Raw genomic sequence first — 15087 nt, 5'->3', positions numbered from 1 at the left:
AAGGAAAGGAATGCTTTTTAGCTATGGAATGGCAAAAACTGTTGCGTCCCCCAAACCTTTCTCTCGTGATCTCGCGGAAATGTTCCGGTACAAATTGTTTCATTCTCCGGTTGCAGCGGATAAATATCTTCTCTCCATCCAGTCAATCCCAATTGTCCGGTAAAACTTTGGACTTTGGAGCGGTATTTGGCAATTTTGCTTTGATCGATCCCTTTCAAACAGGCAAACTAGAACCCGGTATAGGTATATAGACTCATTATGAAAGATTGTTCACTATTTTTTTCAAATTCGGGATAAAATTTACTGGATTTATTGATTATAATTGTGTTTGATACATAGAACAAAAGGAGGAGACAGATTGCGAAGATTGATTTTTTTCGGGGGTGCGGGCTTTCTGTTGCTGTTCGTGCTAAGTTTTGCGAAGCCTGCTTCAGCCGCCTCGTCCACCATGTATACGTGGACGCCGTCAAAGCTCTATAAAACGGCGTCTGGCGCGGCTTACTCCGGCAATGTGAACAGCGGCACAGCGGTAACTGTCTACAGCAAATCGGGCAAGCGCTATAAGGTGAAGACAGGTGGGAAAACAGGTTACATTTATGCTGATAACCTGACAAGCAGCAAAGTGAAAAAAGAGGACTATTTTGGTTCGAAAATTTATAAACAGGCGGCAGGCGGCCCGTACGTTGCTTCCGTGCCGGCTGGGAAGATGATGTATATCAAAATGGAAGCAACGAAAAACGGCATGTATCTGGTCCACGTAATCGGAACCGGGTACAGCGGCTATGTTGACAAAACCCATTTTATCAAGCCGGTTGTAAAATATACGTGGATGCCGTCTAAATTATACACATCCGCAACCGGCAATTCGTATAAAAAGACGATTAAAGATGGGCAAAAAGTATCGGTTTTTAACGGGTCGCACGGCCGTTACCAAGTAAAAGCAGGCAGCAGTTCCGGATATATTTACGCGAATAACTTAACCGGCACGCTGGCGAAGAAAACGGTCTATGTTTCTTCCAAACTGTATACCACTTCGTCCCATACAAAGTATACGGCTGTCATCAGGCCGAATAAGCAGGTATATGTGAAAGAAAGCACCCAAAATATGTCCCATGTCTGCGTTGTTGGGACAGCCCAAAGCGGCTGGATTTATACGAGCCACTTCACAAAACCTGCACCGGCAGCGGGCGGAACAACCAGCACGCCGAAGGCAACGGCAGGGACAAGCCAAACGGGGTCTTCCACAGCGGGCGGGACAACGACGGGAACAGCAACCGGCAGCACGTCTGGATCTGCGTCCAGCATAACAGGGGCTGCCGCAGCAACAAGCGGCACAACCGCAACGACCACAACAGGCAACACTGGATCGGGTTCCGCATCCGCAACGGGCAACACTGGATCGGGTTCCGCATCCGCAACGGGCAACACTGGATCGGGTTCCGCATCCGCAACGGGCAAGACCGTATCGGGTTCCGCGTCCGGGACGACTGCAACGAGCAACACTGGATCGGGTTCCGCGTCCGGGACGACTGCAACGAGCAACACTGGATCGGGTTCCGCGTCCGGGACGACTGCAACGGGCAACACTGGATCAGGTTCCGCATCCGGGACGGCTGCAACAGGCAGTACCGGAGCAGCCGCTGCGTCTGCCACGACGGCAAAGGGACTGGATGTCAGCCATTATCAAACATTGACACAGAGTAGTTTTAACCTTATGAAAAGACAGGGCTACAGTTTTGTCATCCTGAAAGCAACGGAAGGAACCGGGTATACGGACTCTAAGTTTTATACATATTATAAGTATGCCAGAAACGCCGGCTTGTCGGTCCATGCTTATCATATGATCGGCAATTCCACCACCACTTCCGCACAGCATATTGCAGAAGCCAAGCATTTTTATCAAGTGCTGGCCCAAACAAAGGCGAAAACCGGCTATGCGTTTACGGGCTACGCTTTCGAAGATATAGAACCTACCGGGACGAATAGCATTACAACAACTTGGTGGGCAAATGCGGCCCCGGCTTGTGCTGGCTATTTCTTAAATGAAATGCAGACGCTCGGGCAGACGAAAGTGGGCATTTATGCCGGCTACTTTAATTGGAAAAGCTATCTTGAGGGCCATACAGATTCTTGGCCTAGCAATACCAAAATCTGGCTGGCACGGTATAACATCACGCTCGGTACGAATGCAGACGTTTGGCAGTACACCGAAACCGGAACGATCGATGGCATCACCGGCCATTTTGACCTTGATATCAGCTATGATCCTGATTTTTAAAAGATGTTCTCAAAAAAAAACGGCGAGAAACTGCTCTCGCCGTTTTGATTTGGCTTCCATCAGCATTGGAACATCCGGGCCAGCGCGCGGTATGATCGCAGAAATTTTCCCCGCCCGCTGGTTCAGGCCTCCACAAGCTTCCCGTTTGTTGCCGGCTCAGGTCTTTCGCATCTGCCAACTTTTCTATTGATCAAGCGCCGGGCTGCCAAACGGCTCAAGCGGGTGATCAGGCATCCACAAATTCGCGGATTTTTTTAGCTGCTTTTCTGCTTGCCCCTCCCGGCAGGACAGTAAGCCCATAGAGTAAAAGCATAAAGAAAGCACATCCAAACAGCCATCTGTACAGGTGCCGGTTTATATGGGGACCGGTAATCTGTTTTGATACGGTAAACGTAAGGTCTGTTTTTGCCATCGGTTTGCCGTTTTGGTAAAATTGGCCCCCTCCGTACAAATCCATCTGCTCAAAATGTCCGCCCTGGCCGTTCGCATGAAGGAACATCCGGGCATGCGCCGGTCCGTGGAGCTGTTCGATCCGGAGCGAATAATGCCTGTTTTCGCCGGGCAAGGCTTTTTTCAAAAGAAATGCCTCATAGCCGTTTGTTTTTCGCTTATGGTTTGTAAATTTTCGTTCAAACACCATTTTTTGCCGCCCGCCGCTTTTATGCCATAAAGAAACGCGGTATGCGGCTTTACCGTGGAATCGGGCAGGCATAAAAGCGACTCGGTCGAAAGCTTTGTCTGCGATAAACGTTTGGGTAACGGTATGATGCCGGTCAACAAGCGCAACAGGTTTTCCTCTGGCCGCCTGCTGGTTGACGATATAATCCTCGTATTTTTCGGTTGTCCCTGTGAATGCTTTTTCATTCCATTTGGCGCAAACGGCGAGCAGGACAATAAGGCTTAAAACGAGCAGCCAGTTTCCTGCTGTTTGCAGTTTCCATCTTTTTTGTGCCGGCAGCCATTTTTTTGCTTCCAAGAACTGATGCATCTTTTCAAGACCCCGTGCAGCGCAAAAAATCATCAATGGCGTGAACAGGAGGGAGTAGCGCGGTTCTGCTTCCCAAATCAAAATGAAAAACAAATAGCTGCCAAATAAGCAAATTTGCATGAGTAATTGAACATCAAATCTTATTTTACGGAAGAACGTTAAGCCGGAAACGGCCAGCAAAAAGAGCGTTGCGATATGAAATACCTGGATGATAAACAACAGCACTTTATTCTGGTCTCCGTAAACATAGCGGTATGCGGCGTTGTAATGGTCCATCCGCTGATTGTACTTGGCGTAGGCCTGATCGCCTTGTGAAAATGTGCGGAAGGCTTTTACCGCCCAAAGCTTGAGTAGACCGGATGGCCCCCTCGTTTCGATCCGCTGTTTGATCAGTGCATAATCCGCCTGTTTTTTTGCCTGTTGGGTGGGAAGACTTTCTGACAATCTCGTATCCGCGACATTGTATCGGCCTTCATTTGAAAGGCCAAGCGCCAGCCAGTGGGTTACCGGCGCCTTGATGGTTGCGTTTTCCCGGTAGCCGAGATGGTGGTAATACGCCTCTGCCCCAAAAGTGACAGGCAAAAAAACAAGCATAATGAACGCTATTCGCAGCACGGTTTGTTTCAGCCGGAGCGTGTAGAGCATGTAGATCAGAAGGGCAGGCAAAAGTAATACCATATTTTCCCTTAATTGGCATCCAACAGCAAGCGCTGCACCGAGCAGAAAAAGGTATACCGGGCGCCCCGTACGGCTGTGGCAGTACCAAAAATACACCGCCATGGACGGAAAGGCGATCGCAAGGCTTTCTGTATAAAAATACGGGATATAAAGAAAGAGCGGCAGCCATGTAATCGTAAAAACAAGCAGCAAATTTCCCGTTTTGCGGCCGGATGTTTTCACCGCTAGCAGCCAGAGAAAAAAGATCCCGATATTCAGGAATAAAGCCGCTGCCAGCTTATCTACAATCAAAAACCAGTCTGGATTTCCAAACGCTAGGTAGCGGTAAAGCAGGTAACGGGCAATGGTAATCGGTACATTGTTCGGGTAGAGCTGCAAATAGTACTCATTTCCGAGCAATGTCCCGTGCTTTAATAAATACAAAGCTTCCAGATAAATATGGCCACCATCCACCTTGGGCGGCTGCACCCCGTGAAACAGGATAAGAATCGCCGTTTCAATAGACAAAATAACGGCAAACAAAAAGGCTGCCATTCTTTTCAGCCCTTTGTCTGAAAGCCTTGCAAAAATGCGGAAACAGCCAAGATAAAACAGGATGGCGACTACAGCAAAGAGGAACAGCGCTGCCATCTGCCCGGTTGAAATATTCCATTTTCCATCAAGCAGCACGAAATGCGGGTCATTTTTTTCCGCCCACAGCGGCGCGATGAAAAAGCTGCCGATCGTGATAAGAGCGCATGATACGGTAAAAATGACACTGAAAAGACTGATGGTTATCTTTTTCACGAACATGGAGGGCTCACCTCATGGATTATCTTTCCGCGCAATCTCCATTCTCATTGCGCAAGTTGTGTGTTTGGTTAGTGGTGCATGAAAACATTCTTTTTTATCATGCCCCGCCGCCTGCACTTCGTATTCTTGCATAATTTTCCAGATTTCTCAAGGGACCAGTATAGCAGCTTATTCTGAATAAACCGTGAGAATTCAATGAAAAAACCCGCAGTTTTTTCAGCGGTACGCGGGAAATTGCGGCCAGCCGGCAGGTGTTTACGTGAAGGGTTTTCCGGGCGAAATGCCGCGCAGCACGGTTTTATCCTGAACCATCCTTTTGCCGGATTGGCCGTTTTTAAGGCGGTGAAATTCCGGCCGAAAAATGCCCGCAAAAACCCTGCAGGCGGCTTGCTGCTCAAAATACGGCCAATATTGGCAAAATACTTGTTGGAAAACACCCATCCGGTATACAATTCAATTGTTTAAAATCTGCTTTTTTGGTAAAAATCAGAATGAACTTCCCGGCAATTGCGGAAGTCTATTTATTATAAAAAGAACAGGCTTCCGGAAAAGGAGGAAGACAGCTTGGCTAAAGTGCTCATATTACCGCTTTTAAAAATGCCGTCCGGCCATCACCAGGTCGCAGAGACGTTAATGCATAAATTGAAATGTATGGACAGTACCATTGAAATGAAAAAAGTTGATTTGATTTCCTATACGAGCGGGATGCTGGAAAAAATCGTCACGAAAATGTATTTGAATTGGATTCAAAAAGCACCGCGGACATACCAATGGGTGTACAAACATTTTATTTATGCGGATGCCGACCAGACCGCATTAATGAAACTCTATGAACTCTCTTTTATTAAGCAAATGGAAAAACTGATTGCCGAGGAAAATCCGGATCTCGTCATTTGCACGCACAGTTTTCCGTCGATGCTGCTCAGCCGGCTGAAATCAAAAGGAAAAATCGATGTCCCGGTTATCAATGCGTACACCGATTTTTTCGTCAACGGTTTGTGGGGAAAAAAAGAAATTGACATCCATTTTGTGCCGAACCAAACGATCAAAACGACGCTCATCTGTAACGGCGTGCCTGAACAAAACATTTTTGTCACCGGCATTCCGATTCATGAAGCGTTTAAAGAAAGAACGGCTTTGCGCCATACATCCCGGAAAAAAATCTTAATATCCGGCGGCAGCAGCGGCCTCGGTGATCTGTACCGCCTTCTGAAGGCATTGAAACGGGAACAGCCGGGCAGGGCCGATTATTATGTGTTATGCGGAAAAAACGAAAAATTGTATCACAAGCTGAACGGATGGGGGATGAAACATATCATCCCGGTTCCGTATATCCAGTCCAGAAAGGAAATGAGCCGGCTGTACGATGAAGCGGATGCGATCATTACAAAGCCGGGCGGTGTCACGATCAGCGAAGTGATTCAAAAAAAACTGCCGATTTTTATCCACTCCGTCCTCCCCGGCCAGGAAGAAATCAATCTTGCTTTTTTGAAACAACACGGGCTTGTCTTTGAATTGGACTTCACCAAACCGGTAGAGGAACAGGTGATGGAAATTTTGGAAGACGGGAAGCAGCTGGCCCGGTTTTACCGGCGGCTGCGCCAATACGGGAGCGAAATCGAACTCCGGGGGAAAGAATTTGATGTATTGATCCGCGGTCTGCTCGGCCGCAAAGCAAACCAAACGCCGGATAAAGTGCTGAAGGACCAGTACTTTGTTTCAACCTCTTATTGATTTTTTGCGGGCGTCTATGTTCCTGGAAGGGGCTACCGTTCGTTTCCGGGGACTTTTATCATCATTTCCTGCCGGTGAAAACCGGGCACATGTTTCAGTCCGGCCCAAAGCTTGCATCGGCATTTTGCCGCCCGTCTTTCCGGCCGGTACGGGGAAACTTCTATCCAAATGGGGCGCTAAGTGGATGATAAAAAAACTTCCTGATGGCGGAAAGGAAAATATGCCATAATGAACATGGAATGAAATGGGCGTGTGCACCTGCAATTTCCTTGCCGCTTTTGCACATGCCCGGGCAACGGCAAAAGACCGCGTTGCTTAAGCAGGGAGTTGAAAATGGTGGAGCAGGATTTAACACAGTTGATCCGGCAGGCAAAAGCAGGAGATACAGATGCGTTTGCCGTGCTGGTGGCCCAGTTTAAAGGGGAGGTGTTCCGGCATGCATACGCCATGACAGGCGACCGGATGGAAGCGGAAGATATCGCCCAGGAAGCGTTTGTGAAAGCCTGGTACGCCCTGGATAAACTGGAACATGCCTATGCTTTTGCTTCTTGGATGTCGAAGATCGTCTCTCATTTATGCTATGACCGGCTGAAAAAATTGCGAAAAAAAGCGGCACTTCAGGCGGAAATAGAAGAGGAGCCGCTGAGGAGGGCAACTTCCAATATCGACAGTGCCAATTTGAGATTTGACATCCGCGGCGCGATGGAAAAATTGTCGCCGGAACACCGGGCAGCGATCGTGCTGCGCGATATCCAGGGCTATTCCTATGAAGAGATCGCAGACATCTTGAACATCCCGCTTGGTACCGTCAAGTCGCGCATCAACACAGCGAGAAATATTTTGAAAAAAGAACTTTCAAGAGGGTGATCACATGGAAACACACGTCCGGGATTTATTGCCGGCCTTCATGGATGATGCGTTAAGTGAAACGGACCGAAAAAAGGTTGAAGCCCATCTTGCCCTTTGCCCGGATTGCCGCCGCGAACTGGAAGAATTGGAGGCGGTCCAGGCGGAAATCAGCCGTTTTTACCATTCGGTTGAGGTGCCGGGAATCCAGTTTGAAAAGGCGGTTCTGGCTAAAATTATGCCGCAGGAAAAATTGGCGATGCATTACCGCGTGTTTGCCTGGTTCTTTGCGGTTTGCTGTGCCGCTTTTGTGCTTGCCACCTACCCGGTGATGAGAAAACCGTTTTATGTCGGCATGAATATTTTTCAGGCCCTCTTCAATATTCTTTCAAGCGGCTTTCATATTGCGCTTTCCATTCTTTCCGCGCTCCCGGCTTTGTCTGCGGGGATCATGGTGGTGATGGCGGTGATTTTGGCTGTCTGTATCTGGATTTTGTTCGGCCTTCTCACCATGAAGCCGGTGAAGGATTAGGGGATGGAGAAAAAAATGAAAGCCACAAAAACATTGATTTGCTTATTGTCCTTGCTCCTGCTTTTTCTGAGCGCAGGGGCGGGTTTCCACCCTGCGTTTGCAAAGGAAAAAAGAATGAGAATCATCATCCACGACCGGCATACGGTCATCCCGAAAAATGAAAAAGTTGAAAATGTCGTTGTGATCGGGAATAACGCGACCGTCGGCGGATATGTCAAAACAGCCGTCATTGTGATCAACGGGAATTTGAATATTCGAAAGTCAGCGGATATCCGCGGCTCTGTATTTGTGCTCGGCGGAAATATCAAACAGCAGCCGGGTGCCCGTGTAGCGAAACATGTCCTGTCTATCAATATGAACAATAAAACGCTTGACAGTATGATTTTTGCCGCTGTCATGCTTCTTGCCCTCTGGTTTTTCCGGCTTTCCGCAAGCCTGCTGTTGATTGTGTGCACTGTTTTGTTCGGCTTAGTCGCGCAAAAACCGCTTTTTTCCGGGATCCGGTCCTTCTACACGCGGCCCGGAAGGATGATCATTACCGGCTGCCTGCTGTCGCTTGTCGTCCTTGCGCTCAGTCTGTTTTTGACGATTACGGTGGTATTAATACCGGTTGTCCTTCTGTTATCCCTTGCTGTTTTTGTATCCCTCCTGGCAGGGCTCGTGTTTCTTGGCAGGGAAATCGGCAGCACCTTTGACGTTTTAAACGGCAGGCAGGAATGGCTGAAATTGTTAACGGGCGTGACCATCCTGGTTGCCCTTTGCAGCATCCCGCTGGTCGGGGAAGTCATTTTCCTGATTTTGTTCTGGTACTCGCTCGGGATTTCGGTCACATGGCTATTTCAAAAATGGAGAAACAGGAAAAAACGTGCGGCCGCAAAATAAGCGGCCGCATGTTTTTTCGTGAGTACCCGGCTACGTTTTTTCATCCGGGAACCGGGCAGATCCCGATGAAAAAACAGGGAAATGCCAAAACGGTGTTTTTGTTTCCGGAAAAAAGTCTTGCATTGTTTCAATTTTTCGCAACAAATTTTTACAGTATTTTTCAAAATACGTTTAAATGGAAGAGCAGGAAAACAATGGCCGCAAATTTTTATCGCCTGTAAATGAACTTTTCTTTTTCCCTCAAAGTCTATTGTATTGTATCGAAAGGAAGCCGCATGAGAAAGAGAAGCGGCGCGTTTCCTGTAAACAGACCGAAAAGCAGAGGGGAAAAGAAAATGGCCAACAAGAAAAAAGACAAAGTGTTGATATTAACAGGCGCTTTTGGGGAAGGGCATTTGCAGGCCGCCCGGGCAATTGAACAGGCGATGAAAATTCGTTCCCCAAAAGCAGACCCGGTTGTCGTCGATTTCATGGAATGGGTCCATCCCGCATTATGCCCGGTCAGCCACTATGTTTATATGAAAGGTATTGAAAAATTCCCGAATCTTTACGGGTATCTGTACCGTAAAACGTATGGAAGGAATGCCCTGTCGAAAACATTGACCGGCTTATTTTCTACAGGGATGAGAAAGACACTACGGATGCTCGAAACGATACGCCCGTCCGTCATTGTCAGCACCTATCCTTTTGCGTCTGCCATGATTTCAAAATTAAAGGAATACGGGCTGTCCGATATCCCGCTCGTCACCGTCATTACTGACCATACACACCACAGTTCGTGGCTGCATCCGTACACAGATCATTATGTCGTCGGTTCGCATATGTTGCGCCGGCAGCTGATCAGGCTCGGCATTCCTGGCCAGAAAATTTCCTGTACAGGGATCCCGATCAAACCGAGTTTCCTGAAACCAGTGAACAAGCAGGCTTTATACAAAAAATACAGCCTCGATCCGGCGTTGCCGGTTGTGCTTGTCATGGGCGGCGGGGAAGGCCTGTTCGGGGACGGGCTGTTCACGGCTGAAAAACTGGACGCGGTGCCTTTCCGCATGCAGCTGTTGATCGTGTGCGGGCATAATGAAAAACTGCGCGCCCACCTGATGGATGATCTGAAAGGGACGAAACACAAGGTTTTCGTGCTCGGCTATATTGATTATGTGTGTGATTTAATGGCCGTCTCGGACGTCATGATTACGAAACCGGGCGGCGTGACAACTGCGGAAGCATTGGCCATGGAACTGCCGATGATTTTATACAAAGCGTTGCCGGGCCAGGAAGAAGATAACGCAGCCTTTTTAACACAAGCAGGCGCAGCAGTTGAGGCACCAGATGAAGGAACGTTAATCCGGTGTTTAGCCCACCTGAATGAAAACAGGGCACAGCTTGCGAAGATGAAAAGAAATACGCTTTCGATTCAGAACAGGGAAGCCGCTTTTCGGGTGCTTTCCGTTATTGACCAGGCAAAATATGCGCGGCTCATTCACTCGCCTGATCCGGAAATGCCGGATACCGCGCACGGAAAGTATGCAAGGATGCGAAAAAAGGCTTTGCTTGTGCATCACCCGCATGAATCTCTGGATGAAAGGAGCGGCACGGTGTGGAAGTCATCATCTGGGTATTGATTTTATTGCTTTTCATATATGCTATTATTCCATATTTTTTAGCGGCCAAACTCGGTTTCTGGGTATGTTGGAAAGGAAAAAAAGATGCGGAGATTGCGCTCACCTTTGATGACGGGCCGGACCCGGTATATACGCCGGTACTGCTTGATCTTTTAAAGCGGGAAAGAATTAAGGCCACTTTCTTTCTCGTCGGGGAAAGGGCGGCCCGGTACCCGGAAATCGTTTTGCGCATGTCGCGTGAGGGGCATTGTATCGGCCTTCATAATTATAAGCACCAGTGCAACTGGCTGATCAGCCCTTGGAAAAATGCACGCACGCTTGAGCAGTCGGCACAAATTATTGAAAATATCACCGGGGAGAGGCCGGTTTTTTACCGCCCGCCGTGGGGGATGATGCATCTGCTGGACTTTTTTCTGCACAAGCAGTTCTGCATGGTGCACTGGTCGAAAATGTTCCGTGATTGGAAGAGAAAAGGCGGTTCGGAAAAAGTTTCAAACGGCCTGATCACCCGGGTGGAAAGCGGTGATGTGATTTTGCTGCATGATTGCGGCGTCACGCCGGGCGCAGATGAAGATGCCCCGCAGTATACAATTGAAGGTTTGCGGGTTGCCATCCCGGCATTAAAAGCGCGCGGCTTCCGGTTCGTGCGGATGGACGAGATGTTTGACAAACATTCTTCTATCAAAACCAGCCATAGAAGAAAGGAAAGAAAATAGAGCCATGAATGAGAATGCCAGATTGTTTTTTATGGTCCACAACTTGTCAGGGCATGACAAATTACTGGATGGCATCATGATTTTTTTTACACAGGATGCCTTGCCGCTTTTTGCCGCTGTTTTATTGATTGTGTGGTTTTTGGGCAATGATAAAATGAAAAATATGGTGCTTTATGCCGGGATTGCCGGGATTGCCGCTTTGCTGGTCAATTTTTTGATTACGCTTGTTTATTATGAACCACGGCCATTTGCCACGTATCATACCAGCATTTTAATTCCGCATGCGGCCGATGACTCGTTTCCGAGCGACCATGCGACAGGCACGTTTGCAATGGCTTTCGCCTTATGGGTGCGGAACCGGAAACTCGGGTCAGCGATGATTCTCTGTGCCGTTTTGACCGGCATTTCCCGTGTATGGGTCGGGCACCATTATCCGGGGGATATTGCGGCAAGCATCATTGTTGCCTTGTTCACCGTATGGGCCATTCAAAAAATGAAAGGGTTGTTTGATCCGGCTTTTAGCATGCTGATCGGCTGGTATCATGACATATGCGCAAAATTTACAAAAAAAGGATATAAATGAACAATCACTCGAAAAGAGGGCGGGACACCATTTGGCACTGTGTCCCGCCCTTACCCTAAATCAATTAAAATGACGTTTGGGCACCGTTACTATTTGCGCCTCAACGTCTTTTTACATTTTATATCTATATAAGTGAACAAAATATTGCCGCGCTTTTGCCTGCTGCAAAAAGTCATCATCAGGCAAATTGGTGCCCGGGCTTTGCAAAAACTTAAGATCATTTTGTATCATGTGCATTTTAGCGTCACCGCAAACCTTTATCTGCCGGCTATTTTCTCGAAACAGCCGCCTCGACTTCGCTCATCGGAATACCAAGTGCGCGCGCGACGCCCTCGCCGTATGCCGGATCTGCATAATAACAGTTCGCAATATGGCGGAGCTGGACTTCTTTTGTCGTTCCCTGCATGCTACGTGCCGTGTTTGCAAACAGCCTGTGCTGTTCTTCCGCCGTCATCAGCCTGAACAATTTGCCGGGCTGTTCGTAATATTTGTCATCATCTTCACGGAAATTGTGATAGTCGGCTGTACCTAAAATATCGAGTGCCGGTTCTGCGTGTTCCTTGCTGTCTTCCCATTCGCCATAACTATTCGGGCTGTAGGAGACGGAGCCGCCTTCAGCCGGATTGAAAACCCGCATTGCGCCATCGCGGTGGTACGGATGGAAGTGTTCCGCTTTTTTCGGATAGTTGACAGGGATTTGCCAGTGGTTGACGCCTAACCGGTAACGTTGCGCATCGCCGTAAGAGAAAAGGCGGCCCTGCAGCATTTTATCCGGCGAGAACCCAATGCCTGGTACAATATTGGTCGGGGCGAATGCGGCCTGTTCGACTTCCGCAAAATAGTTTTCCGGGTTGCGGTTCAGTTCGACGACACCCACTTCAATGAGCGGAAAGTCTTTATGGTACCACACTTTTGTCAAGTCAAACGGATTATACGGCAGGTTTCTTGCCTCTTCTTCCGTCATCACCTGTATGTACATCGTCCAGCGCGGATAGTCGCCGTTTTCAATCGCTTCGTACAAATCGCGCTGATGGCTGTCACGGTCGCGGCCGATCATTTCCTGCGCTTCTTCGTCCGTGAGGTTTTTGATGCCCTGCTGTGTTTTAAAATGGAATTTGACCCAGACACGTTCGTTGTTGGCGTTGAACATGCTGTACGTATGGCTTCCGAACATATGCATATTCCGGTAGCTTGCCGGGATGCCGCGGTCGCTCATCGTAATCGTCACCTGGTGGAGCGCTTCAGGCAGCAGCGTCCAAAAATCCCAGTTTGCCTGCGCGCTGTGCATATTGGTGCGCGGGTTGCGTTTGACGACATGGTTCAAATCCGGGAAACGTTTCGGGTCTCTGAGGAAAAATACAGGCGTGTTGTTCCCGACAAGGTCCCAATTGCCTTCTTCTGTGTAAAATTTCATCGCTGTCCCGCGGATATCGCGTTCGGCATCCGCCGCGCCGCGTTCACCGGCAACGGTTGAGAAGCGGATGAACATATCGGTTTTTTTGCCGACTTCTGAGAAGAGTTTTGCCTTCGTATATTGCGTTATATCGTTTGTCACTGTGAACGTCCCGTACGCGCCGGAACCTTTTGCATGCATCCGCCGCTCCGGGATCACTTCCCGGTCGAAATGGGCCAGCTTTTCAATAAACCAGACATCTTCCATCAATAACGGGCCTCTTTTGCCGGCGGTTTTTGAATCTGTGTCATTCGGAACCGGGGCACCGAATGCAGTTGTCATTTTTTTGTTGTCTTTTTGATCACTCATCATGTTCCCACCTTTTGCTATTTGATATCTATATTATAACTGGTTCATTATAAAAATCAATATTTATTTATAATAAATTTAAAGTAAAGATGATCATATCAAAGGAGGACTAATAGAAGTGTGAGGGAAATGTGCTATTCATAGTAGCTTTGCCGGGCATTTTTTGGTATAAATAAGTTAAACGACTGGATGAGGATGAATCACATGCTGAATGAGAAGCCAAACCTGGAGAACGATGCATCTTTTCATATTCCGGAAAGCGGTGTATTATACATACAAAAAACGCAGGCTGTCATTGAATATATGACGCAGAAATCCTGTGTATACGAAGTTCTTTCGGAGTATTTAATGATTCCGTTTGAAGCAAAGGATACTTTATTTGATATCATAAAAGATATGCCCGAAACGGTTGATCTTTTCACCAGTGTCCATCCGTCCGGATCCGGATTTTCGACGCTCTCCCTGCCGCTTTCTCAATTGAAAGAGCGCATCCGCTATGAGATGCTTGTGAAAGTGATTATTTCCGACAGCCTGACAAGTTATTTTCAGCCGATCATCCGCATTCAGGACAACCAAATATACGGCTATGAATCTTTGCTACGCACCCGTTTGCCGAACCGGAACATTCCCCCAGGCCTGTTATTTGATGCCGCCCATAAAACCGGGCTGCATTCGTTATTGGATTTGCGCGCCAGGGAAGCGGCACTGAAAGCCCGTGCTGAGAAACTGTCCCGCGGCGTGAAGAGCTTTATCAATTTTTTGCCCGCTTCGATTTATGATTACAAGTTTTGCTTGCGGCATACGTTCACTTTGATTGAACAGTACGATATTTCCCCCGAGGACCTTGTCTTTGAAGTCGTGGAAACCGAGAAGATCAACGATATCCACTTTTTAAAAATGATACTCGGGATTTACCGTGATCTTGGCGTCAGCGTGGCGCTCGATGATCTCGGTTCGGGGTACGCAACGCTTGAAACTTTGAAAATCTTAAATCCGAACTATGTGAAAATCGACCGTTTTTTTATTTCCCATTGCGACGAGAATAAGGTCAAACAGCGCTTTTTGCAGGAAGTCATGAAAATTGCGGGAGAAACCGGCATTTATGTGCTGGCGGAAGGAATTGAACGCGAAGAGGAACTGCTCTATTGCAAATCGATCGGCATGCATTTGGCGCAAGGGTACTATATTGGAAAACCTGCCCCTGAACCTGCTGCGGTCATTCCTGGAGGAAATTAGGGGCTTTCGGGTTTTGCAATGGCCGTTTTTGTAGCGTTTGCTAAAAAATGAATCTTCATTGCGTTTACGAGGCTGGACCTGAAAGATAGGTCGGCTTTTTTAATTGCTTCAGCAAGGATGCGAATCAGCGGACCTGGCAAAAAAAGAGAAACAAGCCGTACAGTGAGGTCAAATTGTTCTTTTGCGTGATGTAAAAGGACCAAAAGGAGTCGCGTTTGGGTCCGAAATGTCTTTTTGAAGCTGTCAAAAGGACAAAACACGTTGCATCCGGGTCTGAAATGTCCTTTTGAAGCCGTCAAAAGGACAAATTGACCTCCACCCGGGCCCAAAATGTCTTTTTGAAGCTGTCAAAAGGACAAAACACGTTGCATCCGGGTCTGAAATGTCCTTTTGAAGCCGTCAAAAGGACAAATTGACCTCCACCCGGGCCCAAAATGTCTT

General features: G+C 48.0%; 11 protein-coding genes. 9 read left to right on the top strand and 2 right to left on the bottom strand.

The genetic code is table 11. The annotated features are described in order from the left end of the window. Window positions 1-358 precede the first annotated feature (358 nt). Window positions 359-2278: a glycoside hydrolase family 25 protein gene (locus tag NSQ19_RS11075; RefSeq protein WP_340702846.1), complete on the top strand. Its 1920-nt coding sequence runs from the start codon at window positions 359-361 to the stop codon at window positions 2276-2278. Between the two features lie 226 nt (window positions 2279-2504). On the opposite strand, the gene NSQ19_RS11070 is transcribed toward NSQ19_RS11075, so the two are convergent. Continuing rightward, complete coding sequence (locus NSQ19_RS11070; RefSeq protein ID WP_340702845.1) at window positions 2505-4736, bottom strand: ArnT family glycosyltransferase; 2232 nt, start codon at window positions 4734-4736, stop codon at window positions 2505-2507. 573 nt (window positions 4737-5309) lie between these two features. On the opposite strand from NSQ19_RS11070, the gene NSQ19_RS11065 reads away from it, so the two are divergent. The 7 genes from NSQ19_RS11065 (at window position 5310) to NSQ19_RS11035 (ending at window position 11648) form a co-directional block, all read left to right on the top strand. Then, a complete protein-coding gene (locus NSQ19_RS11065; RefSeq protein ID WP_429903447.1) occupies window positions 5310-6470 on the top strand; it encodes an MGDG synthase family glycosyltransferase in 1161 nt (386 codons plus the stop codon). A gap of 333 nt (window positions 6471-6803) precedes the next feature. After that, window positions 6804-7337 carry an RNA polymerase sigma factor gene (locus tag NSQ19_RS11060; RefSeq protein WP_017554867.1) on the top strand — a complete coding sequence of 178 codons (534 nt, stop codon included), beginning with the start codon at window positions 6804-6806 and terminating at the stop codon, window positions 7335-7337. Between the two features lie 4 nt (window positions 7338-7341). After that, complete coding sequence (locus tag NSQ19_RS11055) at window positions 7342-7848, top strand: anti-sigma factor family protein (protein ID WP_340702843.1); 507 nt, start codon at window positions 7342-7344, stop codon at window positions 7846-7848. Between the two features lie 15 nt (window positions 7849-7863). Next, window positions 7864-8730, top strand: a complete 867-nt coding sequence (locus tag NSQ19_RS11050) for a hypothetical protein (protein WP_340702842.1) — start codon at window positions 7864-7866, stop codon at window positions 8728-8730. Window positions 8731-9065: 335 nt separating this feature from the next. Beyond that, a complete protein-coding gene (locus NSQ19_RS11045; RefSeq protein WP_340702841.1) occupies window positions 9066-10349 on the top strand; it encodes an MGDG synthase family glycosyltransferase in 1284 nt (427 codons plus the stop codon). Further along, window positions 10325-11065, top strand: coding sequence for a polysaccharide deacetylase family protein (locus NSQ19_RS11040; RefSeq protein ID WP_029142160.1), 741 nt, complete (start codon window positions 10325-10327; stop codon window positions 11063-11065). The genes NSQ19_RS11045 and NSQ19_RS11040 overlap by 25 nt, the downstream gene beginning before the upstream one ends. A gap of 31 nt (window positions 11066-11096) precedes the next feature. Then, entirely contained in the window at window positions 11097-11648 is a 552-nt protein-coding gene (locus tag NSQ19_RS11035) for an undecaprenyl-diphosphatase (RefSeq protein ID WP_340703181.1), read from the top strand. A 268-nt stretch (window positions 11649-11916) separates the two neighbouring features. On the opposite strand, the gene NSQ19_RS11030 is transcribed toward NSQ19_RS11035, so the two are convergent. Then, complete coding sequence (locus NSQ19_RS11030; RefSeq protein WP_029142162.1) at window positions 11917-13410, bottom strand: catalase; 1494 nt, start codon at window positions 13408-13410, stop codon at window positions 11917-11919. A 204-nt stretch (window positions 13411-13614) separates the two neighbouring features. Between NSQ19_RS11030 and NSQ19_RS11025 the strand changes: the two genes are divergently transcribed. Continuing rightward, window positions 13615-14646, top strand: a complete 1032-nt coding sequence (locus NSQ19_RS11025) for an EAL domain-containing protein (protein ID WP_340702840.1) — start codon at window positions 13615-13617, stop codon at window positions 14644-14646. The last annotated feature ends 441 nt before the right edge of the window (window positions 14647-15087 follow it).

The sequence above is a fragment of the Weizmannia sp. FSL W8-1119 genome (assembly GCF_038008605.1).
Classification (GTDB): domain Bacteria; phylum Bacillota; class Bacilli; order Bacillales; family Bacillaceae_C; genus Weizmannia; species Weizmannia coagulans.
The sequence above is the reverse complement of the archived record's forward strand: the minus strand, read 5'-3'. Positions and strand labels throughout refer to the sequence as shown.